Genomic DNA, 24,560 nt, shown 5'->3' with positions numbered 1-24,560 from the left:
AAGAGAGGATGCGTTAACGCGCGTTTCGCGGCAGCTTGGGCAGGAACACCGCGAGCAGCCCGATCGCCGGCAGATAGGCGCAGACCTGGTAGACGAACTCGATCGAGGTGTGGTCGGCGAGCTTGCCGAGCACGGCCGCGCCCAGCCCCCCGATGCCGAAGGCGACTCCGAAGAACACGCCGGAGATCATGCCGAAGCGGTGCGGCACCAGCTCCTGCGCGAACACGATGATCGACGACGTCGTCGAGGAGATGATCAGGCCGATGGCGACGCTGAGCACCGCGCTCGCACCGAGCCCGGCATAGGGCAGCGCCAGCGTGAACGGCAGCGCGCCGAGGATCGAGATCCAGATCACGATCTTGCGGCCGAAGCGGTCGCCCAGCGGACCGCCGAGAAACGCACCCACGGCGTTCGCCGCGAGAAAGACGAAGAGATAGATCTGGGCTGCCTGCGTCGAGACGCCGAAACGGTCGATCAGGTAGAAGATGTAATAGCTCGACAGGCTCGAGACGTAGAGCTGCTTGGAGAACAACAGCGCGACGAGCACGACAAGCGCGACCGCGACGCGGCGCGAGCTCGGCGCACCGGGCTGGGTGTGGACGGGCGCCGCCTTCTTCGTCGCGATCTGCGGCGCGTACCAGCGCCCGATGCGCCAGAGAATCAGGATGGCGAGAAACGCGATCGAGGAGAACCAGGCGATGCTGCCCTGCCCGAACGGCACCACGATCAACGCGGCGAGCAGCGGCCCCATCGAAGTGCCGAAACTGCCGCCGAGCTGGAACACCGATTGCGCAAAGCCGTAGCGTCCGCCCGAGGCGAGCCGCGCGATGCGCGCCGATTCCGGGTGAAACACCGCCGAGCCGAGGCCGACCAGCGCGGCGGCGACGAGGATGACGAGATATTGGTGCGCGACGCTGAGCAGCAGCAGGCCGAAGAAGGTCGAGGCCATGCCGACCGCGAGCGAATAGGGCTGCGCCTTCTTGTCGGTGTAGTGCCCGACCACCGGCTGCAGCAGCGAGGCCGTGAACTGGAACGCCAGCGTGATCATGCCGATCTGCGCGAAGTCGAGCGCGTAGGCCTCCTTCAGGATCGGGTACACAGAGGCGATCAGCGACTGCATGGTGTCGTTGAGGAAGTGCGAGACGCTGATGCCGGCGAGCACGATATAGGCCGGCCCGGCGGCCTTGCCGGCGGCGGGCGTCACGTCGCTGACGACGACGGGCTCGGTCAGCGTTTCCTCTGAGACGACGACAGGCTTGTTCAAGGCGGCAATCCGGCGCGGCAGATTGCCGCGATCGCGTAGGTACGATGCTGGTCACGATCGAACCACAGCCAATCGCAAATGGCTGGGATGCGCGGGTGCTCTCGTCGCTTACCCTCCCCTGGAGGGGGAGGGTAAGAAAGAGTCAGGCCGCGGCCTGCCCCAATGCCGAAACGATGGTGTCGACGACGTCCTCGACGAGGTGACGGTCCTCGCCTTCGCCCATGACGCGGATCACGGGCTCGGTGCCGGAGGAGCGGATCAAGAGGCGGCCGTGGCCATTGAGGCGCTTCTCGCCGTCGGAGATCGCCGACTTGACGTCGGAATCATCGAGCGGCTTGCCGCCCTTGTGGCGGACGTTCTTGAGGATCTGCGGCAGCGGATCGAAACGGTGGCAGACCTCGGACACCGGGCGGCGCAGCTTCTGCACCACGGCGAGCACCTGCAAGGCCGCCACGAAACCGTCGCCGGTCGTGGCGTAGTCGGACAGGATGATGTGGCCGGACTGCTCGCCGCCAAGATTGTAGCCGCCGTTCAGCATCTGCTCGAGCACGTAGCGGTCGCCGACCGGCGTGCGCACAAGCTCGAGCCCCTGCCCTTGCAGGAAGCGCTCCAGCCCGAGATTGGACATCACGGTGGCGACGATGCCGGGACGCGAGAGGCGTCCATCCTCCTTCCAGCTCTGCGCGATCACCGCGAGCAGCTGGTCGCCGTCGACGACATGGCCGCGCTCGTCGACCAGGATGACGCGATCGGCGTCGCCGTCCAGCGCAATGCCGATGTCGGCGCGCATCTCGCGCACCTTCTTCGACAGCGCCTCCGGCGAGGTCGAGCCGCAATCCTTGTTGATGTTGAAGCCGTCGGGCTCGACGCCGATCGGCACCACGTCGGCGCCCAATTCCCACAGCGCCTCGGGCACCACCTTGTAGGCGGCGCCGTTGGCGCAATCGATCACGACACGCAGGCCCTCGAGCGAAAGGTCGCGCGGCAGCGTGCGCTTGGCGAATTCGATGTAGCGGTCGTGCACGCCGTCGATGCGGCGAGCGCGGCCGAGGCTCGCGCTCTGGGCGAGCCGCTTGTCGAGGGATTCGTCGAGCAGCTGCTCGATCTGCCGCTCGACGTCGTCGGACAGCTTGAAGCCCTGCGGGCCGAACAGCTTGATGCCGTTGTCCTCGAACAGATTGTGCGAGGCGGAGATCATGACGCCGAGATCGGCGCGCATCGACTTGGTCAGCATCGCGACCGCCGGCGTCGGCATCGGGCCGACCAGCAGCACGTCCATACCGACCGAGGTGAAGCCTGCCACCATGGCGTATTCGATCATGTAGCCGGACAGACGGGTGTCCTTGCCGATCACGACCCGGTGGCGGTGGTCGCCGCGCTGAAACGCAAGGCCCGCGGCCTGGCCGACCTTGAGCGCGAGCTCCGGCGTGATCAGTCCGTTGGCGCGGCCCCTAATCCCGTCCGTCCCGAAATATTTGCGGCTCATATCGTCCCCCAAGCAGCAACCAGGGACTCCCCTCTACAACCACGGGCTGCCCCAACGGGACCCGCATCCCTGATTTGCCGAGGTCTTATAAAGCTATCGCGGCTAACTTGGCTTCAAAAAATATGATGAATCATTACGGAACCGGCGCCGCGACCGCCCCCGATAACACATTGTTAACATTGCAATTCCGGCGTGACCAGCGAAAAGCGGTGGAACTCGCCTTAATCCGAGCGCTTCACATGGCTGTCGGCGCGGCTGGGCGCCGGCTGGGTGACGTTGACGGGATCGGAGCCCGGGAAGGTCTCCTCCAGCCCCTCTTCGAGCGCCTCCTCGAGATCATGCTTCTCCTTGATCTCTTCCGGCGAAGGTCCTGCGTGCGGCTTCGTCATGGCGCTCTCCCTGGCGCTCTCCTTCCAAAACGTTTCTGCAAACGATTTGGCTGTGCATCCAACCATGCTAGATGACCCCGAAATCTTCCAATGCAAGACTGTTGGTACGTGACGGGCCGGGGAAACGACATCATGAAGCATATTACCTGTATCGATGATCTTCGCACGCTGCATCGGCGCCGCGTGCCGAAGGCGTTCTTCGACTATTGCGACCGCGGCTCCTACGCCGAGGAGACGCTGCGCGCCAACCGCGAGGACATGCAGGCGATCAAGTTCCGCCAGCGCATCCTGGTCGACGTCTCCAAGCGCGACACCTCGACCACGATCCTCGGCGAGCCGTCGACGATGCCGCTGATCCTCGCGCCGGTCGGCCTGCTCGGCATGCAGCACGGCGACGGCGAGATCCACGCCTGCCGCGCCGCGCAGGCCGCGGGCATCCCGTTCACGCAATCGACGATGTCGATCTGCTCGATCGAGGACATCGCCGCCAGCGTCGAGAAGCCGTTCTGGTTCCAGCTCTACGTCATGAAGGACCGCGGCTTCATCAAGGAATTGATCCAGCGCGCGATGGCTGCCAAATGCAGCGCGCTGGTGCTCACGGTCGATCTGCAGGTGATCGGCCAGCGCCACGCCGACATCAAGAACGGCATGACGGTACCGCCCGAATGGTCGCTGTCGAAGCTGCTCGACTTCGCCAGCAAGCCGGCCTGGGTCTCCGGCGTGCTGCAGGGCAAGCGCCGCACCTTCGGCAATCTCGCCGGTCATCTGAAGGTCAGCGACGACATCACCTCGCTGTCGACGTGGATCAGCTCGCAGTTCGATACCGCGCTGAACTGGAACGACATCGACTGGATCCGCTCGATCTGGCCAGGCAAGCTGATCCTGAAGGGCATCCTCGACGTCGAGGACGCCGAGCTCGCCGCGAAAACCGGTGCGCAGGCGATCGTGGTCTCCAACCATGGCGGCCGCCAGCTCGACGGCGCGCCGTCCTCGATCGAGGTGCTGCCGGAGATCGTGGACGCGGTCGGTGACAAGATGGAGATCATGTTCGACGGCGGCATCCGCTCCGGCCAGGACGTGATGCGCGCGCTCGCGCTCGGCGCGAAGTCCTGCATGATCGGCCGTGCCTATGCCTACGGCCTCGGCGCCGGCGGCCAAGCCGGCGTCGCCAAGGCGATCGACATCATCCATAACGAGCTGCTCACCACGATGGGCCTGTGCGGCGTCAGCCGGGTCGAGGAGATCGACGATCACGTGATTGCGGTGTGAGCGCGGCGGTGCCGTAGGGTGGGCAAAGCGGAAGCGTGCCCACCACCTTTCGCGAGCGAGAAAAGACGTGGGCACGGCGCAAGCGCGCCTTTGCCCACCCTACGCGTTCGGCGCTCGATCGTTCACATCGGCGGCGTTAGGCCGTCGCGGCCGACGCTGACGCGGTTGGTCTCGAACGAGCCGTCGGGCAATTGCTTCATGAAGGCGATGACCTTGGCGCCGGGCTTCAGCTCGGATTTGTCGCCGGGCACGAAGGTCACGACCGGCGTGTCGTCGGCGACGAACACCTTCTTCTCGCCGTCCTTGTACTTGACCAGCAGCGTGTGGCCGTCATTGCCGACGACGCTCTCGGCCACGGTCGCATTGGTCATGCTGGAGTTGGGCTTGAGGTCCCAGGGTCGCGAGCCTTCGCCGGTGCCGCGCATGCTTTCCGGAAACACGTGCACCTCGACGGCGTTCTGGCTGCCGTCCGGTCCCGGCACGGTGGTGGCGCCGATGAACGAGCCCGGCTTGATGTCGGCGAGCGAGATCTTGGTAACGCCCGACACGTTCACGTCGGAGGCGAGGCGAAGCTTGAGCTCCTCACCGCTGCGCGACTTGACCTGCATGGTGTCGCCATTGACGCTTTCGATGGTGCCGCGCACGCGCGTCGGCACCGGCGCTCTCTGGGCGAAGGCGCAGTAGGTCGAGACGACCACCATCGCGACGGCGATCAGGGGGCGTGTGAAAGTTGCACGTTGAACAGGCATGACGGTCTCCGATTGTCCCACGACGTAGAACTCCAGAGATGGTGTGCTATTCGCCGCGCCCCTCTCAAGACTTCGTGAGATCGGCCTCGACCAATGCGCGCAGCTCGGCGGTGACCTCGGGCCGCCGCCCGAACCACAGCTCGAAGCCGCGCACCGCCTGATGCAGCAGCATGCCGAGCCCATCGGCGGTCTTCAGGCCGCGCGCCGTCGCCGCGGCGAGCAGCGGCGTCACCAGGGGAACGTAGACGAGGTCGGCGACGACGGCATCTTGCGGCAGGCGCGCGAGGTCGACATCGAGTGAAGGCTGGCCATGCATGCCGAGCGAGGTCGTGTTCACGAGAAGCTTTGCGCGCGGCAGCACGTCGCCGATCGCGTCCCACGGCAGCGGATGCACGTTCGATCCGAACTGTTGTGCCAACGTCTCGGCCCGCGCCATGGAGCGATTGGCGACATGTACGCAGCTGATGCCGCGTTCCAGCAGGCCGAACACGACCGCGCGCGAGGAGCCGCCGGCGCCCAGCACCAGCGCTTCCTCGGCCATGTCCCAGCCGGGCGCGCTGGCGTCGAGATTGTTGATGAAGCCTTCGACATCGGTGTTGGTTGAGCGCAGCTCGCCGTCGGCGAACCACAGCGTGTTCGCGGCGCCGACGGCCCTGGCGCGGGCGTCAGGCGTCGACAGCGCCAGCACGGCTTCCTTGTGCGGGATGGTGACGTTGGCCCCGACGAAGCCGCGGAGCGACAGCCGCAGCACGAAATCGCGCAGATTCTCGGGCGGCACCGCCTCGATGACATAGCCGCCCTCGATGCCGAGCGTGCGCAGCCAGTGATGGTGAATCAGCGGCGAGCGCGAATGCGCGGCCGGCCATCCGATCAGACAGGCTGCAGGGGGCTTGGGCGCGGTCATCTTTCCCTCGGGTCGTTTCCGAGGCGATCCATTTCGCGTCGCGCCCACTCTGTCAAGCGCGCGCGGTCAGCTCGCAGCGGTCTCGTCGGCGGCCCGGCCCTTGATGTCGGCGATGGCGCGCTCGAGGCTCGTGCGGTAACGCGCGCGCGGCGGCGTGACGCCATGGGTGAGCAGCGCGCGGCGGACCGTGGGCGAGGCCCCCGTGATGAACAGCCGGATGCCCTGGCGGTGCGCCTTGGCGGCGACGCGGCCGATCACGTTGGCCGCGGTCGAATCCAGGAACGGCACCGCGGCGAAATCGATCACGAAGGCCTTACGCCTGTCGGCAATGCCGTCGAGCACACTGCCGATCGCCGAGGCCGCGCCGAAGAAGAACGCGCCGGTGATGCGATAGACCAGCACGTCGCGGTCGACCGCAAGCGCGGGATCGTAACGCACACGGTCGCCGTTGCCGTCGTCGGGGCGATCATCCGCAACCAGCGGCGAGCGCTCCTCGATGCCCGTCATCTCCGCCATGCGATGGATGAACAGCACCGCGCCGAGCGCGAAGCCGACCAGGATGCCCTCGGTGAGATCGCGGAAGATCGTGAGCAGGAAGGTCGCGAGCAGCACCACGGCATCGCCCCATGACGATCGCAGCAGAGTTGCGAATTCGTGCTTCTCCGCCATGGTCCAGGCCACCACCACCAGCACCGCGGCGAGCGCGGCCAGAGGGATGTAGCTCGCGAGCGGCGCCGCGACCAGCATGAACAACAGCAGGAACACCGAATGCAGCATGCCGGCGAGCGGCCCGCGCGCGCCGGCGCGGATATTGGTCGCCGTGCGCGCGATCAGCCCGGTGACACAGATGCCGCCGAACAGCGCCGAGCCGATATTGGCCGCGCCCTGCGCCACCAGCTCGCAATTGGAGCGGTGACGCCGGCCGGTCATGCCGTCGGCCACCACCGCCGACAGCAGCGATTCGATCGCCGCCAGCAACGCAAAGGCGATCGCATCCGGCAGCACCGCCCTTGCCTTCTCCAGCGAGAATGCGGGCAGCGCCGGCGAGGGCAATTCGCGCGGGATGCCGCCGAAGCGCGAGCCGATCGTTTCCACCGGCAGCGAGAACATTGCACATACGAATGCGGCGAAGACGACCGCGATCAGGATGCCGGGCCAGGAGGGACGCCAGATCCGCAACGAGGCAATGATGGCGATGCTGACGATCGCGACCAGCACTGCGGATGGATTGATCGTGTTGAGGCCGCCGGCGAGCGCGACGAGCTTCGGCACGAATTCGCTGGGCTCCTTCCCCGCGAGCGTGATGCCGAAGAGATCGCGGAGCTGGCTGGCAAGGATGATGACGGCGATGCCGGCGGTGAAGCCGACCGTGACCGGATAGGGAATGAACTTGATGTAGGTGCCGACCCTGAGCAGCCCTGCGGCGATCAGGAACAGGCCCGCCATCAGGGTGGCGAGGATGACGCCGTCGACGCCGTGCCGCTCCGCGGTCGCCGCGACCAGAACGATGAAGGCACCGGCAGGGCCGCCGATCTGGAACCGGCTGCCGCCGAGCATGGAGGCGATGAAGCCGCCGGCGACGGCGGTGTAGAGGCCGCGGTCCGGCGTCACGCCCGAGGCGATCGCGATCGCCATCGACAGCGGCAGCGCGACGATCGCGACCGTGAGGCCGGCGAAGACGTCGGCGCGGAAATCCGCAAGGCCGTAGCCTTCGCGAAAGACGGTGACGAGCTTCGGCAGATACAGCTCGGCAAAGGTCGGCTGACGCAGCTGGTGCAGCCGGCCTGCCTGATCGCTCGTGATGCTCATGTCAGCAAGGTGCTCCGCTGGCCCCACATGCTCCGAAGCATCGTGCGTCCTTAAGGTGCGACGATGCGCTAGCCCATCTTGATCCCGGGCATGATCAACGCGCGATCATGCTCCGGCACGGCGCGGCGGCCCCGGCTCTTTCAAGCGAACGCCACGTCCGCCGCCGTCGCTGCGGGCCTGCTCGCCGATCAGCTCGACGCCGGCCCGGTCGAACGCCTCGACCACCTTGATCAGGGTCTCGACCACGCCACGAACATTGCCGGTCGAGGCCTCCATCCGCTGGATGGTCGGCAGCGACACGCCGGCGAGTTCGGCCAGGGTTTTCTGGTCGATGCCGAGCAACGCGCGGGCTGCCCGCATCTGGAACGAGGTGATCACCTTGGCCTCACGTATCAGAGTTTATATGTGATATTCTGTTCATATACAATGATGTTAAATACATCATAATGAGGCTGGCGCAAGTGCCTCCTCCCTCGTTGCGAGCCACCGGGTCCGCGCGGAGCGCGGCCCGACGACAGGCTCGGCGAAGCGATCCAGAATCCCTCCGCGGAAAGCCTCTGGGTTGCTTCGCTTCGCTCGCAATGACGCGTGGAGAGAGCGGCCTACGTGAAACGCCGCACGTGTAGACACAGCCCCTCCCTCTCCCCGTGAGAACGGGGAGAGGGAGTGAGAGAGCGGTGCCTTCCTAACCGATCACGCCGCGTGCTGATGTGCGGCGATGATCTGGTCGGCGGCGCGGCCGGTGACTTCGGCCATGTGGTCGAACTGGCGCGTGAAGCTGCCGGCGCCGGCGGTGGCCGAGCGCAGCTCCACGATCAGCTCGCCGATCTCGGCTTCCGGCATCATGGCGCGGACACAGTCCCAGCCGGTCCAGCCCTCGCGGGTGTCGAAGCCGAGAATCTGGCCGCGTCGCGCCGACAGGATCGCATTGATCTTGGCGGTGGCGTCGGTCGGGCAGACGATCTCGACCATGTGGATCGGCTCCAGCAGCACCGGCTGGCATTGCGGCAGGCCTTCGTTGAGCCCGACCCGCGCCGCCGTACGGAAGGCGAGATCGGAGCTGTCGACGCTGTGATAGGAGCCGTCGGTCAGCGTCACCTGCACGTCGGTGACGGGAAAACCGAGCGGACCGCGCGCCAATCCATCGACGACGCCCTCCTCCACCGCCGGGATGTAGTTGCGCGGCACCGCGCCGCCCACCACCTTCTCGGTGAACTTGAAGCCCTCGCCGCGCGGCAGCGGCTTGATGTCGAGCACAACATCGCCGAACTGGCCGTGGCCGCCGGACTGCTTCTTGTGACGGCCGCGCTGGGTGATCGGCTTGCGGATGGTCTCCTGATAGCCGATCGCGGGCGGATGCGAGGTGACCTTGACGCCGAAGCGGTCGCGCAAGCGCTCACTGGCGACGCGCAGATGCATCTCGCCCTGGCCCCACAGCACGGTGTCGTGGGTCTTGGCGTTCTGCACGATCATGAGCGAGGGATCCTCCTCATGCAGGCGCGTCAGCGCCTGGCCGAGCTTGACGTCGTCCTTGCGGTCGGTGGCCGCGACCGAGATCGCGAGCACCGGCGGCGTCGGCTCGATCGTGATCAATGCCGCGGGCGGCATCTTGCCGCTCGAAACCGTGTCACCGGTCTTGACCGGATCGAGCTTGGCGAGGGCCACGGTCTCGCCGGCTTCGGCCGAGGCGCGCTTGGTGTCGTAGGCGCCGTTGACGGCGAGGATGCCGGAGATGCGTCCGGCACCGCCGGATGAGGATTGCAGCGTGGCGCCGTCGTCGAGATGGCCGGCGAGCAGCCGCGTCAGCGACAACTTTCCGCCGTGCTGCGAATGCAGCGTCTTGAAGACATAGCCGAGCGCGTCCTTGGTCTCGGGTACGCCAAGACGTTTTGCGGTCTCCGCAACGCCGGGCGCCTCGTGACGCAACGCCTTCATCAGGCGCAACACGCCGTTTTCGCGCACGGCGGCGCCCAGCACCACCGGGCAAATCAGCCCTTCCCGCAATTCGCGGGCGAGATCGTCGAAGACGGCATCGCGCGGCGGCTGGATGTCCTCGAGCAGCTGCTCCATCAGCGCATCGTCGTGGTCGGCGAGCTTCTCCAGCATCGAGAAGCGGGCTTCCTTCTCGCGATCGAGATTGCCGCCTTCGAGCGCGATCACCTCGGAGGCCTTGTGCTCGCGATAGATGAAGGCGCGCTCCAGCGCGAGATCGACGAAGCCCTCGATCAGCTCGCCCTTCCAGATCGGGATCTGGCGCAGCACCAGCGGCACGCGCGAGGCGGGCTGCAGCATCGCCAGCGTCTCGCGGATGCGCTGACTGGCGCGGTCGATCTTGTTGAGGAACAGGAAACGCGGGATCTTCAGTTGCTCCAGCTCGCGCAGGATGATCTGAAGCTGCGGCAGCTTCTTCTCGTCGGCCTCGCAGACCACGATTGCGGCGTCGACCGCCGGCAACGCGGCGCGCATGTCGTGGGCAAACTCGACGGAACCGGGACAATCGAGGAAGGTGTAGCTGTCGCCCATGAAACTCGTGGTGGCGGCAGTGAGGCCGACGGTCATCTTGTGATGACGGGCCTCAGGCGTGGCGTCGCCGACGGACGTTCCGGCATCGACGCTGCCGGCGCGCGGGATTGCACCCGTTCGCGCCAATATTGCTTCCAGAAGTGTGGTTTTACCGCTTTGGAAAGGGCCCACCAGCGCGATGCACCGTGGACCTCGGGGACTTCTGACGTCTTGTCCCATTCGCCGCCTCCTTCTTGTGGAGCTCGGCCCGTGATTGGGTCGGCAAGCGCCGATGCTCTGCCCCTCCCCGAGATTTGGCAAGCATCAAACGTCGCTGCGGTGCGTCGTCCGTGTTCCACCCTCCCGCAGGGAGAGGTGGAAGAGGAGCTCTGCTGCTCGATCGTTCGCTAGCGGCCCGGACGGAGTTCCAGGCTCTCGAGGCCGGCAGCGATGTTGAGGCCGACCTGGCCCTGCACGCTCAGCGGCTGCAGCGCGATCGAATTGTTGGAGCCGCCGACCAGCACGTTGCCGCCCAACCCGACACCGACCGAGGCGCTGCCCTGCGCGCCGACGTAATTGCCGGAGAGGTCGCCGGGGCCGAGCCGGTCGACCGGTGCGAACACGCCCCAGGCCAAAGCCGTCTCCTGGGTGATGCCGATGTCGAGGCCCACTTTACGGATGGTCGCGACGTAGCGGTCGTCGGGCAAGCCGTCGGCGCGCAGCACGCAGCCGAGATGAGTCACCGACCCCACGATGAAGCCGACGCTGGCGCCGCCGCGGCATTCGAGCACGCCGACCCGCGCCATCCGCTGCTGCGCGCCAGTGTTCACGACGGAGGCGATGAGGCTGGCAGCGGTGAGCCCGGCGAAGAGAAACGAACGGCGCATGAATGTCTCCGGCTAAAAATGTGATGCGAGCAGAGAGAGCGCACTGCCCGTGGGGCGCGATGGTCTATGCCACAATAGCCGTGATGGTGCCAGATCCTCCGTCATTGCGAGCGCAGCGAAGCAATCCAGAGCCTTGCCGCGGAGGGATTCTGGATTGCTTCGCTGCGCTCGCAATGACGGGGATAGAGCGGTGCGCCTCGTGCCCTGGGCAGATCTTCACCTGCCGGAACAAAAAAGCCCGCAGGAAGCGGGCCTTTCCGATCGTGCAACCGCGACTGTCTTACCGCAGATTGCCGCAGAAGCGCTGGATGCGCTTGCAGGCGTCTTCGAGGTCCGAGGTCTTGGTCGCGTAGGAGATGCGGAACGCCGGTCCAAGGCCGAAGGCCGACCCCTGCACCACGGCGACGCCTTCGGTCTCCAGGAGCTCGGTGACGAAGTCCTCGTCATTGGCGATCACCTTGCCCGACGGCGCGGTCTTGCCGATCGTGCCGGCGCAGGACGGATAGACGTAGAACGCGCCTTCGGGACGCGGGCACTCGATTCCCTTGGCCTGATTGAGCATGGCGACGACGAGGTCGCGCCGCTCCTTGAACACCTTGTTGTTGGCGGGGATGAAGTCCTGCGGACCGTTCAGCGCCTCGACCGCGGCCCATTGTGCGATCGACGACGGGTTCGAGGTCGACTGCGACTGGATCGTCGACATCGCCTTGATGAGCTGCGCGGGACCGCCGGCGTAGCCGATGCGCCAGCCGGTCATGCAATAGGCCTTCGAGACGCCGTTCACGGTGAGCGTGCGGTCGTAGAGTTTCGGCTCGACCTGCGCGACCGTGGTGAACTGGAAGTCGTCATAGACGAGATGCTCGTACATGTCGTCGGTCATCACCCACACATGAGGGTGCCTCATCAGCACGTCGGTGAGCGCTTTCAGTTCCGAACGCGTGTAGGCAGCTCCGGTCGGGTTCGACGGCGAGCACAGAATGACCCATTTGGTCTTCGGCGTGATCGCGCGCTCGAGCGCCTCGGCCTGGAGCTTGAAGCCGGTCGCGGCGGTGCAGATCACCGGCACCGGCTCGCCGCCCGCGAGCGCGACCATCTCGGGATAGCTGACCCAATAGGGCGCCGGAATGATCACCTCGTCGCCCGGATTGATGGTCGCCATCAACGCGTTGTAGAGCACCTGCTTGCCGCCGGTGCCGACGATGATCTGGTTCGGCTTGTAGGCGACGCCGTTCTCGCGCTGAAATTTCGCGATGATGGCTTCCTTCAGCTCGGGAATGCCGTCGACCGCGGTGTACTTGGTCTTGCCGGCCTCGATGGCGCGGATCGCCGCCAGCTTGATGTTGGCGGGCGTGTCGAAGTCGGGCTCGCCGGCACCGAGGCCGATGACGTTGCGGCCCGCCGCTTTCAGCGCGCGTGCTTTATCCGTGACCGCGATGGTCGCGGACGGCTTCACACGGTCGAGCGCAGCGGCAAGGAAGGACATCATCATCTCCTGGCGAGCGTCGTGAAGCCCTTCGCCTCACGACTCCAATTGTGGGAATGAGGCACCCTAAAACGTGTGCCGCTGGGCCGCAAGAAACTTCGGCCCGATCCCGGAAAAGTTTACAATTTGGAGCGGTTCAAGCCACGACTTCCCGTAATTTTGCGCAACTTTGCCGGCCAAACCCCTCATATCCGGCAAGGCCTGTCCTCGGAGCAATTTTGCGTGCATTGGAAGTCGTCATGCCCGGGCTTGTCCGCCTGCGCGGCCGAAGCCGCTTCGGCGAGGCGAAGGCCCGGGGGCATCCACGTTCTTCGTGCGGCCAGTAACCAGCAAGACGTGGATGGCCGGGTCAAGCCCGGCCATGACGTGCGGAAACATTGACGCTTGAACCCCGACAGATCCGTCCATTCACAATTCACGGCGCGATACCTTCACGCATTGACGCATACGTGAACTGATTTGCATCGTCGCGGAAATGATCTTCCCTGGCATTGCAGTGCGGTAGGGTTTTCGAGTTTTTCTATCGGCCGGCACTTGCGGCGGATTCGCATCGGCATCATTGTTTAGCCGCCTCGCGGGGCAACGAGCGCCGCGTCTTCTCGTCCTCGGATTCGAACGCCAGAATGTACAAGCTCTATTCGATGCAACGCTCGGGCAACAGCTACAAGGTCCGCCTTGCGCTGGCGCTGCTCAACCTGCCTTACGAAGCGGTGGAGGTGGACATTCTGCGCGGCGAGAGCCGCACGCCGGATTTCCTGTCCAAGAACCCGTCGGGGCAGGTGCCGCTGCTCGAGGTCGGCGAGGACCGCTATCTCGCCGAGTCCAACGCCATCCTCTGGTACGTTGCCGTCGGCACGCCGCTCGCGCCGGAAAACCGCATCGACCGCGCCGAGGCGCTGCAATGGATGTTCTTCGAGCAGCACGCGCTCGAGCCGAACATCGGCGCGGCCTATTTCTGGCTGTCGCTGGTCAAGGGCGGCCGCGACCTGCAGACCCATTCGCTGGAGGACTGGATGGAGCGCGGCTATGGCGCGCTCCAGGTGATGGAGAATCACCTCAAGACCAATCCCTATTTCGCCGCGCGCCAGCTCACGGTCGCCGACATCGCGCTGTACGGCTACACCCACCTCGCTGACCGTTGCGACTTCGACCTCCAGACCTTCCCGGCGATCCGGGACTGGCTGAAACGCGTCGAAGCCGCGCCCGGCTTCGTGACCATGGACTGGCGCCCGGCCGACATCGACGACCCCGCCAGCATCGCCGCGAGCGCCTGACGGCGCGTCCCGCTCCGGCGAATAGCGGGCATAAGGGCCGCTTTTGCCGCAATCCCGCCACTTTCGGCGCGGTCGTCGCCGCAATGTTGCCGGTTGAAACTGGGAAATTCTGGAAAGTCGCGGGTGATTCGCTCGCGTGTTGAAGGATTTAGACCATGATGCGGGCGTCCGGCACAGCGGGGTTTCAGAGCCCATCCGCTACCGTCGCGTCTTCCCGGCTCACCCATGCGGTCGCGGCTTCGCTCGCCGTCGCCGCGCTTTCGCTGTGCCTGATCGTCACCCTGACGGTGTTGTCGACCAAGGCGACCATGGCGATGGGCCTGCCGGTCTGATTCCCGCTTCATCCTGGACCAGCCTTCAGGGCGCCGTGCGGCCCGCGCCGACCGGCATCGCGACAGGACGTCGATGAAATCACCTGTGGTAGTCGTTGCAATCACCCTGACTGCGGCCATCCTGGTCGCGGCCTCGCTGCTGATCATCGTCGGCACGCGCAAGGGCACAGGCACGTCGACGCTGAATGCGCCGACGCTGCAGCAGCGCGCGCACATGGTCTAAAATCATCCGAAAGCCTTACGCTTGCGCGCAAGCGCGCCTTAAGCACGCCGCACGAAATCGCATCGCGGTCACGCAACAATCAGCCAGTGTTGCGGCCTTACCTCGTTCGGGAGGAGCGAGACAGGTCCATGCGGTTCGGATGGCGTGCGATCTCCGGTCCGGCGCTGACGGCAGCGACCCTGCTGCTGGCGATGCTGCTCGATCGCTTCGTCGGCGCGCCCTCGCCCGCCCCGCTGTTCGTCGCCATCGTGGCTCTCGCCGGCGCGCTCGCAGGTCTCGCCTCCGCCGTGACGACCGCGATTGTCGCGGTGATCGGCGCGGCGCTGTTCTTCCTCAACCGCCACGGCGTCTCCGGCCATGGCGCCGCCGATCTGGCGCCGCTCGGCCTCCTGGCCGTCACCGTTTTCGGAACCGCCGGCATCACCGGGCTGATGCGCGAGCGGCTGCTCGGCAGTTTCGCGGCCGAGCGCCGCAGCCACGCCATTGCCGCGCGGCTGTCGGCCGCGCTCGACAAGGTCGATATCGGCATCGTGCTGCTCGATGCCGAGACCCGGGCCGAATTCATCAACCGCGCGTTCCGCGACTACTTTGCGGTGCCGGACGAGGTCGCCGAGGCGAAGCCACCCTTCATCGCGCTGATGTATCACGGCCGCGACACCGGCGCGTTCGCGCTGCCCGAGGACGAGCTCGGCACTTTCATCGCGCAGCGCATGGAGATGGTGCGGGTCGGCGATGCCACGCCGATCAACGTCGCGCTGCGCAACGGCGAGGTGCTGCGCTTCGTCTGCACCGCGCTGCCCGATGGCGGACGGATGCTGAGCTACACGCCCGTGACCGACCTCGTGCGCCATACCGACGCGCCGGCGCGCGCCGACTACTACCGCTCGCTGCGCGATCCGACCGGCCGCAAGCTGATCCGGTCCTTGCGCGTTGCGGAGTGAGGCGAGCGTGTGATTGATCGGCAGCAGGATCATCACGTATGAAGGGCATCCCTTCATCGCGCACCTCCGAGATCGCGGAAATTCACATGTCGCTCATCATTCGCGCCGTCACCAGGCAGGATTACGATCAATGGCTGCCGCTGTGGGACGGCTACAACGCCTTTTACGGCCGCTCCGGTCCGACCGCGCTCGCGCCCGAGATCACTGGGATGACGTGGCAGCGCTTCTTCGATGCTTATGAGCCGATGCATGCGCTGGTCGCCGAGGACAGCGGCCGCCTGCTCGGGCTGACGCATTATCTGTTCCATCGCAGCACCACCGCGATCGAGCCGTCCTGCTATCTGCAGGACCTGTTCACGTCAGAGGCCGCGCGTGGCAAGGGCGTCGGCTCGGCGCTGATCCATGGCGTCTACGAACGGGCGAAGCTGGCGGGATCGCCGCGCGTCTACTGGCAGACGCACGAGACCAATCTCACGGCGCAGCGCCTGTACGACAATGTCGCGGAGCGCTCCGGCTTCATCGTCTATCGCAAGATCTTCTGAGACGGTTCTTTGAGCATGATCTTTTCGGAAAACCGCTTCGCACTTTGCGCTAACGCGGCCTTCGGGTCCGGATCATGCTTTGGCGGCCTGTGGATAACTCCGCCTGTCACCCGCGCGTAACACAGCAAGGCTAGGCTGCCCCTGCGTCTGGTCAGGCCCCCGTCACCGATCATGCGCCCCCAGCGGTCCCCGTCAGTCGCCGCGTCTGACAGGGGCCGCATTTTTTTGTGCGCGCTGCCGGCATGGCAGCAGCGCGGCGAGCAGCTTGCTGCTGCGGCGCATCGTGGTCAGAATGCCGGCCGCTCATCCCCGACAGGAACTTTCATGGAAATTCGCAATCTCGGCGCCTCCGGCCTTCGCGTGTCCGCGGTCGGGCTCGGCTGCAACAATTTCGGCCAGCGCACCGACCTTGAGACCTCGCGCAAGGTCATCCATCGCGCGCTCGACCTCGGCATCACGCTGTTCGACACCGCCGACATCTATTCGAACATGGGCGGCTCGGAGACCGTGCTCGGTACCGTTCTGGGCGAGCGCCGCAAGGACATCGTGCTGGCGACGAAATACGCCAAGCCGATGGCCGAGGACGGCACCAAGCAGGGCGCCTCGCGCCGCTACATCATGGAGGCGGTGGACGCGAGCCTGAAGCGGCTCAAGACCGATTACATCGACCTCTATCAGCAGCATGATTACGATCCGCTGACGCCGATCGAGGAGAGCCTGCGCGCGCTCGACGATCTGGTCCGCCAGGGCAAGGTGCGCTACATCGGCAATTCGAACTTTCCGAGCTGGCGGATCGCGGAAGCCGAGTACGTCGCACGCGCGATGAATGTCAGCCGCTTCGTCTCCTGCCAGGACGAATATTCCCTGCTCGTGCGCGACATCGAGAAGGACCTGCTGCCGGCCGCGACGGAATACAAGCTCGGCCTGTTGCCGTTCTTCCCGCTCGCAAGCGGCCTCCTGACCGGCAAATACAGGAAGGGCGAGGACGCGCCTGCCGACACCCGCTTTGGCAAGGTGCCGCGGCTGCGCGACCGCTACGTCACGCCGCGCAACGAGGACATCGTCGAGAAGCTCCAGGCCTTCGCGAAAGCGCGCGGTCATTCGATGCTGGAGCTCGCCTTCTCCTGGCTCGCCGCGCGCCCGCAAGTGTCGAGCGTGATTGCGGGCGCGACCCGCGTCGAGCAGATCGAGGAAAACGTCAAGGCGATCGCCTGGAAACTCAGCGCGGAAGAGATGACCGAGATCGACAGGATCACGCTGGGCTGACGTTTGAACCGCGGCGCTACTTGGCGCCGCGCCCCACCGTCTGCATCACCTCAAAACCCTCGAACTGGGGATGGCCGAGATAAAGTGGCTTGTTGTCGCCGGCCTTGTGATGCGCCGCGCGAAACGCTTCCGACTTGGTCCAGGCCTCGAACGCCGCATAATTCGCCCATACGGTGTGCGAGGCGTACAGCGTGTGGTCCTCCGCTTCCGGCCCGCGCAGCAGGTGAAACTCGATGAAGCCCGGCACCTTGTCGAGATGGGTGTCGCGCGTGAGCCAGACCTGCTCGAAGGCAGCCTCGGAGCCCTTGGCGACGCGGAAGCGGTTCATGGCGATGTACATGGGGTGGTGTCTCCTGATGCTGCGCCATTATCTCGTCATTCCGGGATGCGCCGCAAGGCGCAGGCCCGGAATCCATAACCCCGATCGGGAGTATGGATTCCGGGCTCGCGCTCCGCGCGCCCCGGAATGACTGCGGTTGCTATTATGCCACCAGTCCCTTCATCGGCCTTGCGCTTGCGCTGTCGGGAAACACCGTCTCGGCCAGCACGCGATCGGACAGGCCGAACTGGTCCTGCAGCACGCCTTTGATCACCGAGCGCAGATCCGTCGTCGGCTTGAGGTCGCGGCCTTCATACAGGTTCGCGAGCTTGAGGCCGGGCCAGTCCGCGATCACCCGGCCGCCTTGCACCGCGCCGCCGGCGAGCAAGGCGACCGTAGCCGTGCCGTGATCGGTGCCCTCGGTGCCGTTGATGCGCGCGGTGCGGCCGAACTCGGTGGCGACAACCACGACGGTGTCGCGCCAGCGATGTCCCAGGCCGCTTTCGAACTCGGCGAGCGCGCCGTCGAGACCGCCGAGCAGGAAGGCGAGACGCCCCACAGGGCCGCCTTCATTGGCATGCGTGTCCCAGCCGTCGAAGGCGAGCGCGGCAATGCGCGGGCCATCATCAGCCGCCATCAGCTTTGCGGCGCCGCGCGCGACCTGCCGCATCTGCGCGACCGCATTGCCGCGCGTCGCTTTCATGTCGTCGCCGCTCGCCGCCTTGTCGAGCTGGAGGCCTTGCGACAGCGCGGAGGCCAAGGCGGGATCGCGGTGGCGGTAGAGCTCGACCAGGCGCATTGCGGTGTCATCATCGGCCTGCGGCAGCGCGACCGGTGCCCAGCCCACGGTGGGCGCGCTGCCGCGCAGCACCAGCGGCGTGGTGGGGCCGACCGCGAGGCCGCTGGACACCCGCTCGCCGCGCGGCAGCGCTTCCAGCGCGCGGTTGAGCCAGCCGGACTGCACGCGGCCCGAGCCGGCATAACCGCTTTCGAGCACGTCCTGACCGTCGAAATGCGAGCGGTCGCGATAGGGCGTCGCGACCGCGTGGATCACCGCCGCGTGCTTGTCGCGATACATGCGCGCAAACTCCGGCATCGCCGGATGCAGGGCGAAGAACGAGTCGAGCATGATCGCGGGATGCGCCCCGTCGGCGCTGAGCGCGATCGATCCATGCAGGCCGGCATAATCGGGATCGCCGAGCGGCGCGACGGTCGAGAGCCCGTCCAGTGCGCCGCGCAGGATCACCACGACCAACCGCGGATCGCGCCCGTCGGCCGCGCGGGCAAATTTCGGCAGGTAGGCCCAGGCTGCAAAGGAGGCGCCGCCAAGCAGGAGACCGCGGCGCGAGGTGAGGAGCCGGTTCTCGACGCAGTCGGTCATCATCATCTCCTCTGCATTTCCGGCGACATCAACAGCAGCGCCAGCGCCTGCTGCCGCGACTCCGCGCGCTCGATGGTCCGCCGCGTCTCGGCCGAGGCGGCATCGGCGGCGGCGAACTCCAGCAGATCGAGCGGATCGACGTTGTTGCCGAGCCGCGCGCCGATCTGCGCCGCGATGTCGAGCCTGAGCTTGATGCCTTCAGGCGCGGCCCAGGCGGCATTGCTGTCGGGAAAGCCGTTGGGGCCCGGCGGCGACCACAGCGGCTGGCCGAGCAGATTGAGGTTGTTCAGATAGGCGCCGGGGTCCTCCGGCACGCGCGCCAGCAGGCGGCCGCTCGCGACCAGGAAATCGTATGGCGAGCGCATCTTGGTGAGCGGCGCCTTCCAGGCTTCCTCGGAATCGACCAGGGCCGTCGCCAGCGCCCTGAGATCGCCATCGGTCTTGACGAAGACGTCGCGCAGGCGCGCAACGAGCGCCGGCGGCGGATCGTCCGCGACGAAGTGACGGACGAATTTGGTGGCGATGAAACTCGCGGTCGAGGGATGCCGCGCGAGATCGGCGAGCGCAGCTTCGCCCTGTGCGAGGCCCGCCTGATCGTAGGTCTTGCCGAGCAGGACCTGCCGCCCGGGCTGATGCGCATTGGTGTTGAAGACGAAGGAGCCGGGAACCCCGAGCTGCCCTTGCCTGCCGGCAAAGGTCCAGCCGGTGATGATACGCGCGAGCGAAGTGACGTCGCCCTGGGTGTAGCCGCCGCCGACGCCGAGCGTATGCAGCTCCATGATCTCGCGCGCGAGATTTTCGTTCAGCCCGCGCTTGCGGTTTTGCCCCGCGCGCGAGTCGGGCCCAAGCGATTGCTGGTTGTCGAGGAAGAACAGCATCGCCGGGTGCTGCTCGACCGCCCTCAGCATGTCGGCGAAGCGCCCGAGCACGTGTGGCCGGATCGCCTCGCGCTCGAACGCGCCGGCCCAGATCCGCGCCAGCTCGCCCTTGCTGGCGGAGATGCAGAAATGATTGGACCAGAACGCGACGAGGCGCTCGGTGAAGCCGCACTCGGCGAGCGTGGCGCGCTGCAACCGCGCCAGCGCCTCGGCGCGAAAGGTTTTCTGGATCACATTGAGCGGCTGCGGCGCGGGCTTGGCGGCAGGCGGCGCGGCGGCGCTCGGCTGCATGGTCTCCGGCTTCGGTGCGCTGTCGGCAGGCTTGGCATCGGCCATCTGGCTGGTGATCTCTGCTGCGGCATTCAGCGAGAGATTGCGGCGCAAGGGCGCGTTCCGATCGACAGGCGCTTGGGCCGGCATCTCGGCGGGCGCGGCGGCCTTCGCCGCCTCACGCGCCTGCTTGACCTGGTCCTGATAGGCAAACACGGCCTGCCCGAGCTGCGGCGTCGATTGCAGGCCCGGCGCTTCCAGCAGCACGCCATTGGGACGCGAAAGCTCCGCCTTCACGAAGCCGCGCGGGTCGGAGCTTGCGTTGACGAGATCGCCCGATGCACCGCCGCGGGCGCCGAAGCCGAAGCGGTTGAGCGCGACGAGAGCGGCTTGCGAATCGCGGGCCATCGATGATCTGTCCTTCGCGCGTTGCGAGACGCTTTCCTTTCGACGCGGTCGGCGCGTAATATACTGCAGCGGCAGATGAACCCGCCATGAAAATGACGGCGAAGCTTCGACGGAAATCATGACAAATCCGAAAGAAATGCCGTCAGCGCCGGCACTTGCGCGCCGTCTCACCTGTTCCCGTTGCGGCAGCGAATTCGGCTGCGATCCCTCGGGCAATTGCTGGTGCGCGGAGGAGACGGCACGGCTGCCGATGCCGCTCGAGGGCGAGGACTGCCTGTGCCGGGAGTGCTTGCGTAAAGCGGCGGCGGAGGCCGTGTCCTAGGGTGGGCAAAGCGACTTGTCCGCCGTAGCTCGAAGAGCGAAGGCGGAAGCGTGCCCCCATTATCATTATCATTGCGTTTGTAGAAGATAGTGGGCACGGCGCTTTGCGCCTTTGCCCACCCTGCGCAAGCGACGTGCGTTACACCACAAAGCCCGGCGATGTCCTCGCCATGCCGCCGAACGCGTCCAGCAGCTTTTCGCGCCAGGCATAGATGGGATCATCCGCATCCAGCAGCTTGAACGGGCTCACCACGCGCGCCCATTGGAATCCGCCGAACACGATGTAGTCGGCGTAGTTCGGTGCCTGCCCGCCGAGAAAAGGCTGCGTCTTGAACGTCTGCCGCATGATCTCGAGCGATTTGCGGAAGGCGATGATGCCGGTGTCGCGGCTCGCCTGAACCTCTTCCAGGCTCTTGCCGAACCGCGGCTCGCGCGACTTGCGGAAATAGGCGGCATCGACCTCGCCGAGATTATTCGGGATGTCGGCGATGATGAGCGGAGAGAGACCGCCGACGATGGCGATGTCGCCCCAGGCATTGATCATGCGCGCCATGGCGCGGCCGCCCGCGCCGCCGAACAGCGACGGCCGATCCGGAAAATTGTCCTCGAGATAGTTCGCGATGGTCCAGGAATCGACGATCGCCTTGTCGTGATGCAACAGCACGGGGACCCTCTCCGAGCCGTGCGGCGCGATCGCGCTCTTCTCGGTGAAGCGCCAGGGCAGCGATTCCGCCGCAAGGCCCTTGTGCGCCAGTGCCATCCGCGTGCGCCAGCAATACGGGCTGAAGGGGCGCGCGGGATCGGTGCCGACGAGTTCGTAGAGTTTGAGCGACATTGTTGGCGGCCTCCTCATGCTCCGTCATTGCGAGGAGCCCTTGCAAGCGAAGCAGTCCAGACTGCTTCCGCGAAAGACATTCTGGATTGCTTCGCTTGCGCTCGCAACGACGATGTGGAGGCAGATGTGCGCGTCACCGTCCGTTGGCGCGGAGCAGCCTCTCGCCGCCTTCCGTCACCGCGATGACCAGCCCGAGTCCGGCAATCGTCTCGCGCGCGACGTAGCCGCGCTCGGCGGCGTCCTCCCAGATGGTGAGGCGCGGGCACGAGGTCTTCCAGGTCGCGATCACCCCGGCATAGGCGCGCGGCTCGCGCGCGACCCATTCGACAAAATCCAGCACCAGCGGATCGGCGGTTTCGCTCATTGCAAACCTCCCTTGTCGAAGGCGGCCAGAACCGGCGCACGCAGCAACAGCCAGCCGCCGTGGACGATGTAGTAGCAGGCGATGGTGGTGATCAGCTTGTTGGACCAGGCGATGAACTGCTGGTCGGTCATGGCTTCGAGGATGCGCCGCGCCAGCGTGGTGCCGAGCATCGAGGCTCCGATCGCGACGACCGCGAGCACGGGATCGAGGCCGGCGGCCTGATCGATGATGCCGCCGAAGTAGATCAGCTTGGTGAAATGGCTGACGACCTGGCACATCGCCTTGGTCGCCACCTTCTCGCGCCGGCCGAAATCGCCGCCGAGGAAGAAGGTGTCGAGCAGCGGGCCGGAGACGCCGGTCATCAGCATCAGGCCCATGCAGATCGTGCCGTAGACTGTGCCCTGCCAGAGGCTATCGGGGTCCGGCTTGATGTTCGCCGGCAGGAGCCGCGCCATGAACGGGGTGATGCCGAGCAGCAGCAGCGCCATCGCCTTGTCGGGCACGTAGCGGGTCAGCGACCACGCCGCGAGCGCGACGGCCGCGCCGACCATATAGTTCGCGACCGGCCGCCAGCGGATATGCGCCCGCCACAGGAACGCACGCCAGCCGTTCGAGGCCATCTGCGTGATCGCATGCAGCACCATCGCGGTCGGCAGCGGCATCAGGGCCAAGAGCACGCCGATCAGGATCAGCCCGCCCGCCATGCCGAACAGCCCCGACAGGAATGCCGTGGCCACCATCAGCAATCCGAGGGCAGCGATCAGGATGGGCGTCACGAAAGGAAGCTCCCGAGGGCGAGTGAGGGACGCAAACTGTTGCACACCCTCACCGCACTTGCGGGGAGAGGCGAAAGGGAACGTGCCTCGCTTGCGCCTTTTCCGCAAACTGAGTTATCTTGCCCTGGCATCAGCTTTCCTGAGGGTGGGTCATTTGCGGCGGCTGCTGTTTCTCAACGGCATCAAGGCGTTCGAGGCGGCGGCGCGGACCGGCAGCTTTGCTGCGGCCGGGCTGGAGCTGAGCGTATCGGCGGCCGCCGTCAGCCGCATGGTGCACCTGCTCGAAGAGCGACTCGGCGTCGCCTTGTTCGAGCGCAAGGCCAACAGGCTCGTGCTGACGCAGGCCGGCCGCGCCTATCAGAGCGGGCTGACCCCGATCTTCGATGCGCTGGCGAGCCTCACCGCGCAGGTGACGGCGCCCGCGAGCGTGCGCGTGCTCACCATCGGCGTCGGCCACACCTTTGCGATGCGCTGGCTGATCCCGCGCCTGTCGGAGTTTCGCAGCGAGGAGCCCGACATCGAGGTGCGCTTCACCACCGGCGGCGCCGCGGTGCCGTTCGGCGAGGACTGGAACTGCGGCATCAAGCTCGGCACCGGCGACTGGCCCGGCCTCGTCGCCGAGCCGCTGTTCGCCGGCGACCTCACCCCTGTCTGCGTGCCGCGCCTTGCCGGCGGATTGAAGCGGCCGGCCGACCTGAAGGGACCGAGCCTGATCCGCGTCGCGCACTCACCCGAGGACTGGCCGATCTGGCTGAAGACGGCGGGCACGGCGAGGATCAACGCGCGCGGGCCCGAGTTCCAGTTCTACGGCCAGGCGCTGCAGGCCGCGGCCGACGGGCTGGGCATCGCCATGGGCATCCGCCCCTATATCGACGACGATCTGGCGGCCGGCCGGCTGGTGGCGCCGTTCGACCTCTCGGTGCCCAAGGGCATGCGCTGGTACCTCGTCTATCGCAGCTTCCAGACCGAGCAGCGCGACTTTGCCGCCTTCCGCCGCTGGATCATGCGGGCGGCATCGGAACCTGCCGCCCGGCCGCGCCGCATCGGCCGTGCTGCAGCGCGGAACTGAAGGCGGGCAAAAAAGCCGCCTGCTTGTGAACGGCTTCACATCCCAAAATCCGCGGACGTGGTCTCGTGACCCTCCGAAAAGAAACGTGGGACCTACACTCATGACGACCCTCTACGACGGCTTTGACATCGAATCCTTCGAAGCTGGCAAGGGGCTGTGGCACGCGCGGATCCGCCGTGCCGATCTCAGCCCGGTGGCCATCGACGGCGTGCTGTTTCCGGCCATGGAAGTCGGCTTCGCCTGGCCCGATCGCGATGCCGCGATTGCCGATGCCAAGCACCACATCGATCGTTTCCGGCTGCGGGCCGGCGACGAGGAATAGGCGGGTCCGCAGGCCGACCAGAGACAGGGCGGCACAAGGGGGAAACCGGTCATGTCCTTCATCGAAACCGACGCGGCGCGGCCGCGCATCTACGCCCGCGCAGTGCTGTCCAACTGCCCGGAATGCGACGGCGATCTCACGGTGCTCCGCGTGATCGGCGGCCGCGCCGGATGCGAGTACTGGACCATGCGCTGCACCGATTGCGGCGGCATTCATCTCGACATCCTCGAGCCGAATGTCGCGGTCGGGGACGACGAGGGGCCGCTGCCGGCGGCGTGAACCACAGGGCTGCTGCCA

At 66.3% G+C, this 24,560-nt stretch carries 27 protein-coding genes; 11 read left to right on the top strand and 16 right to left on the bottom strand.

Going from position 1 to position 24,560, the window contains the following annotated elements:
* Positions 1-13 precede the first annotated feature (13 nt).
* From P0R31_RS29805 to P0R31_RS29795, 3 genes are all read right to left on the bottom strand, one after another.
* Positions 14-1,264: an MFS transporter gene (locus P0R31_RS29805; protein WP_275518018.1), complete on the bottom strand. Its 1,251-nt coding sequence runs from the start codon at positions 1,262-1,264 to the stop codon at positions 14-16.
* Positions 1,265-1,406: 142 nt separating this feature from the next.
* Positions 1,407-2,750: a phosphoglucosamine mutase gene (gene glmM / locus P0R31_RS29800; RefSeq protein ID WP_036009507.1), complete on the bottom strand. Its 1,344-nt coding sequence runs from the start codon at positions 2,748-2,750 to the stop codon at positions 1,407-1,409.
* A 221-nt stretch (positions 2,751-2,971) separates the two neighbouring features.
* The gene (locus tag P0R31_RS29795; protein WP_193760559.1) at positions 2,972-3,139 is read right to left on the bottom strand and encodes a hypothetical protein; all 168 of its coding nucleotides are present in this window, start codon (positions 3,137-3,139) and stop codon (positions 2,972-2,974) included.
* Between the two features lie 132 nt (positions 3,140-3,271).
* On the opposite strand from P0R31_RS29795, the gene P0R31_RS29790 reads away from it, so the two are divergent.
* Positions 3,272-4,408 (top strand): alpha-hydroxy acid oxidase, encoded by a 1,137-nt coding sequence (locus P0R31_RS29790; RefSeq protein WP_275518016.1) that lies wholly within the window; start codon positions 3,272-3,274, stop codon positions 4,406-4,408.
* Positions 4,409-4,530: 122 nt separating this feature from the next.
* Here P0R31_RS29790 and P0R31_RS29785 read toward each other — a convergent pair whose 3' ends face one another.
* From P0R31_RS29785 to P0R31_RS29755, 7 genes are all read right to left on the bottom strand, one after another.
* Positions 4,531-5,157: a hypothetical protein gene (locus P0R31_RS29785; protein WP_036030974.1), complete on the bottom strand. Its 627-nt coding sequence runs from the start codon at positions 5,155-5,157 to the stop codon at positions 4,531-4,533.
* A gap of 64 nt (positions 5,158-5,221) precedes the next feature.
* Positions 5,222-6,061: a shikimate dehydrogenase gene (locus P0R31_RS29780; protein WP_275518014.1), complete on the bottom strand. Its 840-nt coding sequence runs from the start codon at positions 6,059-6,061 to the stop codon at positions 5,222-5,224.
* A gap of 66 nt (positions 6,062-6,127) precedes the next feature.
* On the bottom strand, positions 6,128-7,870 hold the full coding sequence (locus tag P0R31_RS29775; RefSeq protein WP_275518012.1) for a SulP family inorganic anion transporter: 1,743 nt from the start codon (positions 7,868-7,870) through the stop codon (positions 6,128-6,130).
* 105 nt (positions 7,871-7,975) lie between these two features.
* On the bottom strand, positions 7,976-8,248 hold the full coding sequence (locus P0R31_RS29770) for a helix-turn-helix domain-containing protein (protein ID WP_275518011.1): 273 nt from the start codon (positions 8,246-8,248) through the stop codon (positions 7,976-7,978).
* A 315-nt stretch (positions 8,249-8,563) separates the two neighbouring features.
* A complete protein-coding gene (locus P0R31_RS29765) occupies positions 8,564-10,612 on the bottom strand; it encodes an elongation factor G (protein WP_275518009.1) in 2,049 nt (682 codons plus the stop codon).
* Positions 10,613-10,779: 167 nt separating this feature from the next.
* Positions 10,780-11,259 (bottom strand): DUF992 domain-containing protein, encoded by a 480-nt coding sequence (locus P0R31_RS29760; protein ID WP_036009480.1) that lies wholly within the window; start codon positions 11,257-11,259, stop codon positions 10,780-10,782.
* A 280-nt stretch (positions 11,260-11,539) separates the two neighbouring features.
* Positions 11,540-12,742 (bottom strand): pyridoxal phosphate-dependent aminotransferase, encoded by a 1,203-nt coding sequence (locus tag P0R31_RS29755; protein ID WP_275518005.1) that lies wholly within the window; start codon positions 12,740-12,742, stop codon positions 11,540-11,542.
* Positions 12,743-13,365: 623 nt separating this feature from the next.
* Between P0R31_RS29755 and P0R31_RS29750 the strand changes: the two genes are divergently transcribed.
* The 6 genes from P0R31_RS29750 (at position 13,366) to P0R31_RS29725 (ending at position 17,320) form a co-directional block, all read left to right on the top strand.
* Positions 13,366-14,016: a glutathione S-transferase family protein gene (locus tag P0R31_RS29750; protein ID WP_275518003.1), complete on the top strand. Its 651-nt coding sequence runs from the start codon at positions 13,366-13,368 to the stop codon at positions 14,014-14,016.
* 155 nt (positions 14,017-14,171) lie between these two features.
* Positions 14,172-14,348 carry a hypothetical protein gene (locus tag P0R31_RS29745; RefSeq protein WP_162832045.1) on the top strand — a complete coding sequence of 59 codons (177 nt, stop codon included), beginning with the start codon at positions 14,172-14,174 and terminating at the stop codon, positions 14,346-14,348.
* A 73-nt stretch (positions 14,349-14,421) separates the two neighbouring features.
* The gene (locus P0R31_RS29740) at positions 14,422-14,571 is read left to right on the top strand and encodes a hypothetical protein (RefSeq protein WP_275518002.1); all 150 of its coding nucleotides are present in this window, start codon (positions 14,422-14,424) and stop codon (positions 14,569-14,571) included.
* Between the two features lie 128 nt (positions 14,572-14,699).
* Complete coding sequence (locus P0R31_RS29735; RefSeq protein ID WP_275518001.1) at positions 14,700-15,512, top strand: PAS-domain containing protein; 813 nt, start codon at positions 14,700-14,702, stop codon at positions 15,510-15,512.
* A gap of 86 nt (positions 15,513-15,598) precedes the next feature.
* Positions 15,599-16,054, top strand: a complete 456-nt coding sequence (locus tag P0R31_RS29730) for a GNAT family N-acetyltransferase (protein ID WP_275518000.1) — start codon at positions 15,599-15,601, stop codon at positions 16,052-16,054.
* Positions 16,055-16,378: 324 nt separating this feature from the next.
* On the top strand, positions 16,379-17,320 hold the full coding sequence (locus P0R31_RS29725; protein ID WP_275517997.1) for an aldo/keto reductase: 942 nt from the start codon (positions 16,379-16,381) through the stop codon (positions 17,318-17,320).
* 16 nt (positions 17,321-17,336) lie between these two features.
* Here P0R31_RS29725 and P0R31_RS29720 read toward each other — a convergent pair whose 3' ends face one another.
* The 3 genes from P0R31_RS29720 to P0R31_RS29710 all read right to left on the bottom strand — a co-directional run bounded on the left by P0R31_RS29720 (position 17,337) and on the right by P0R31_RS29710 (position 20,576).
* A complete protein-coding gene (locus P0R31_RS29720; protein WP_036030903.1) occupies positions 17,337-17,660 on the bottom strand; it encodes an antibiotic biosynthesis monooxygenase family protein in 324 nt (107 codons plus the stop codon).
* A gap of 142 nt (positions 17,661-17,802) precedes the next feature.
* On the bottom strand, positions 17,803-19,020 hold the full coding sequence (locus tag P0R31_RS29715; RefSeq protein WP_275517996.1) for a DUF1501 domain-containing protein: 1,218 nt from the start codon (positions 19,018-19,020) through the stop codon (positions 17,803-17,805).
* A gap of 2 nt (positions 19,021-19,022) precedes the next feature.
* Positions 19,023-20,576: a DUF1800 domain-containing protein gene (locus tag P0R31_RS29710; RefSeq protein WP_275517995.1), complete on the bottom strand. Its 1,554-nt coding sequence runs from the start codon at positions 20,574-20,576 to the stop codon at positions 19,023-19,025.
* Between the two features lie 118 nt (positions 20,577-20,694).
* On the opposite strand from P0R31_RS29710, the gene P0R31_RS29705 reads away from it, so the two are divergent.
* The gene (locus P0R31_RS29705) at positions 20,695-20,898 is read left to right on the top strand and encodes a hypothetical protein (RefSeq protein WP_275517993.1); all 204 of its coding nucleotides are present in this window, start codon (positions 20,695-20,697) and stop codon (positions 20,896-20,898) included.
* Positions 20,899-21,036: 138 nt separating this feature from the next.
* On the opposite strand, the gene P0R31_RS29700 is transcribed toward P0R31_RS29705, so the two are convergent.
* The 3 genes from P0R31_RS29700 to P0R31_RS29690 form a co-directional block, all read right to left on the bottom strand.
* Positions 21,037-21,732 carry a glutathione S-transferase family protein gene (locus P0R31_RS29700; RefSeq protein WP_275517991.1) on the bottom strand — a complete coding sequence of 232 codons (696 nt, stop codon included), beginning with the start codon at positions 21,730-21,732 and terminating at the stop codon, positions 21,037-21,039.
* A gap of 133 nt (positions 21,733-21,865) precedes the next feature.
* Positions 21,866-22,096 (bottom strand): hypothetical protein, encoded by a 231-nt coding sequence (locus P0R31_RS29695; protein WP_275517990.1) that lies wholly within the window; start codon positions 22,094-22,096, stop codon positions 21,866-21,868.
* Positions 22,093-22,872 carry a sulfite exporter TauE/SafE family protein gene (locus tag P0R31_RS29690; RefSeq protein WP_275517989.1) on the bottom strand — a complete coding sequence of 260 codons (780 nt, stop codon included), beginning with the start codon at positions 22,870-22,872 and terminating at the stop codon, positions 22,093-22,095. The genes P0R31_RS29695 and P0R31_RS29690 overlap by 4 nt, the downstream gene beginning before the upstream one ends.
* 154 nt (positions 22,873-23,026) lie before the next feature.
* On the opposite strand from P0R31_RS29690, the gene P0R31_RS29685 reads away from it, so the two are divergent.
* From P0R31_RS29685 to P0R31_RS29675, 3 genes are all read left to right on the top strand, one after another.
* Positions 23,027-23,941 carry a LysR substrate-binding domain-containing protein gene (locus tag P0R31_RS29685; RefSeq protein ID WP_275517987.1) on the top strand — a complete coding sequence of 305 codons (915 nt, stop codon included), beginning with the start codon at positions 23,027-23,029 and terminating at the stop codon, positions 23,939-23,941.
* 100 nt (positions 23,942-24,041) lie between these two features.
* Entirely contained in the window at positions 24,042-24,263 is a 222-nt protein-coding gene (locus P0R31_RS29680) for a hypothetical protein (protein ID WP_275517986.1), read from the top strand.
* Between the two features lie 51 nt (positions 24,264-24,314).
* Entirely contained in the window at positions 24,315-24,542 is a 228-nt protein-coding gene (locus tag P0R31_RS29675; protein ID WP_275517984.1) for a hypothetical protein, read from the top strand.
* The last annotated feature ends 18 nt before the right edge of the window (positions 24,543-24,560 follow it).

This window comes from Bradyrhizobium yuanmingense (assembly GCF_029167105.1).
Taxonomy (GTDB): domain Bacteria; phylum Pseudomonadota; class Alphaproteobacteria; order Rhizobiales; family Xanthobacteraceae; genus Bradyrhizobium; species Bradyrhizobium yuanmingense_A.
The sequence above is the reverse complement of the archived record's forward strand: the minus strand, read 5'-3'. Positions and strand labels throughout refer to the sequence as shown.

Coding starts and splice junctions, on each gene's coding strand:
- glmM (WP_036009507.1), bottom strand. CDS start 2,750: ATGAGCCGCAAATATTTCGGGACGGACGGGATTAGGGGCCGCGCCAAC.
- P0R31_RS29795 (WP_193760559.1), bottom strand. CDS start 3,139: ATGACGAAGCCGCACGCAGGACCTTCGCCGGAAGAGATCAAGGAGAAG.
- P0R31_RS29790 (WP_275518016.1), top strand. CDS start 3,272: ATGAAGCATATTACCTGTATCGATGATCTTCGCACGCTGCATCGGCGC.
- P0R31_RS29785 (WP_036030974.1), bottom strand. CDS start 5,157: ATGCCTGTTCAACGTGCAACTTTCACACGCCCCCTGATCGCCGTCGCG.
- P0R31_RS29780 (WP_275518014.1), bottom strand. CDS start 6,061: ATGACCGCGCCCAAGCCCCCTGCAGCCTGTCTGATCGGATGGCCGGCC.
- P0R31_RS29775 (WP_275518012.1), bottom strand. CDS start 7,870: ATGAGCATCACGAGCGATCAGGCAGGCCGGCTGCACCAGCTGCGTCAG.
- P0R31_RS29765 (WP_275518009.1), bottom strand. CDS start 10,612: ATGGGACAAGACGTCAGAAGTCCCCGAGGTCCACGGTGCATCGCGCTG.
- P0R31_RS29760 (WP_036009480.1), bottom strand. CDS start 11,259: ATGCGCCGTTCGTTTCTCTTCGCCGGGCTCACCGCTGCCAGCCTCATC.
- P0R31_RS29755 (WP_275518005.1), bottom strand. CDS start 12,742: ATGTCCTTCCTTGCCGCTGCGCTCGACCGTGTGAAGCCGTCCGCGACC.
- P0R31_RS29750 (WP_275518003.1), top strand. CDS start 13,366: ATGTACAAGCTCTATTCGATGCAACGCTCGGGCAACAGCTACAAGGTC.
- P0R31_RS29745 (WP_162832045.1), top strand. CDS start 14,172: ATGATGCGGGCGTCCGGCACAGCGGGGTTTCAGAGCCCATCCGCTACC.
- P0R31_RS29740 (WP_275518002.1), top strand. CDS start 14,422: ATGAAATCACCTGTGGTAGTCGTTGCAATCACCCTGACTGCGGCCATC.
- P0R31_RS29735 (WP_275518001.1), top strand. CDS start 14,700: ATGCGGTTCGGATGGCGTGCGATCTCCGGTCCGGCGCTGACGGCAGCG.
- P0R31_RS29730 (WP_275518000.1), top strand. CDS start 15,599: ATGTCGCTCATCATTCGCGCCGTCACCAGGCAGGATTACGATCAATGG.
- P0R31_RS29725 (WP_275517997.1), top strand. CDS start 16,379: ATGGAAATTCGCAATCTCGGCGCCTCCGGCCTTCGCGTGTCCGCGGTC.
- P0R31_RS29720 (WP_036030903.1), bottom strand. CDS start 17,660: ATGTACATCGCCATGAACCGCTTCCGCGTCGCCAAGGGCTCCGAGGCT.
- P0R31_RS29715 (WP_275517996.1), bottom strand. CDS start 19,020: ATGACCGACTGCGTCGAGAACCGGCTCCTCACCTCGCGCCGCGGTCTC.
- P0R31_RS29710 (WP_275517995.1), bottom strand. CDS start 20,576: ATGGCCCGCGATTCGCAAGCCGCTCTCGTCGCGCTCAACCGCTTCGGC.
- P0R31_RS29705 (WP_275517993.1), top strand. CDS start 20,695: ATGACAAATCCGAAAGAAATGCCGTCAGCGCCGGCACTTGCGCGCCGT.
- P0R31_RS29700 (WP_275517991.1), bottom strand. CDS start 21,732: ATGTCGCTCAAACTCTACGAACTCGTCGGCACCGATCCCGCGCGCCCC.
- P0R31_RS29695 (WP_275517990.1), bottom strand. CDS start 22,096: ATGAGCGAAACCGCCGATCCGCTGGTGCTGGATTTTGTCGAATGGGTC.
- P0R31_RS29680 (WP_275517986.1), top strand. CDS start 24,042: ATGACGACCCTCTACGACGGCTTTGACATCGAATCCTTCGAAGCTGGC.
- P0R31_RS29675 (WP_275517984.1), top strand. CDS start 24,315: ATGTCCTTCATCGAAACCGACGCGGCGCGGCCGCGCATCTACGCCCGC.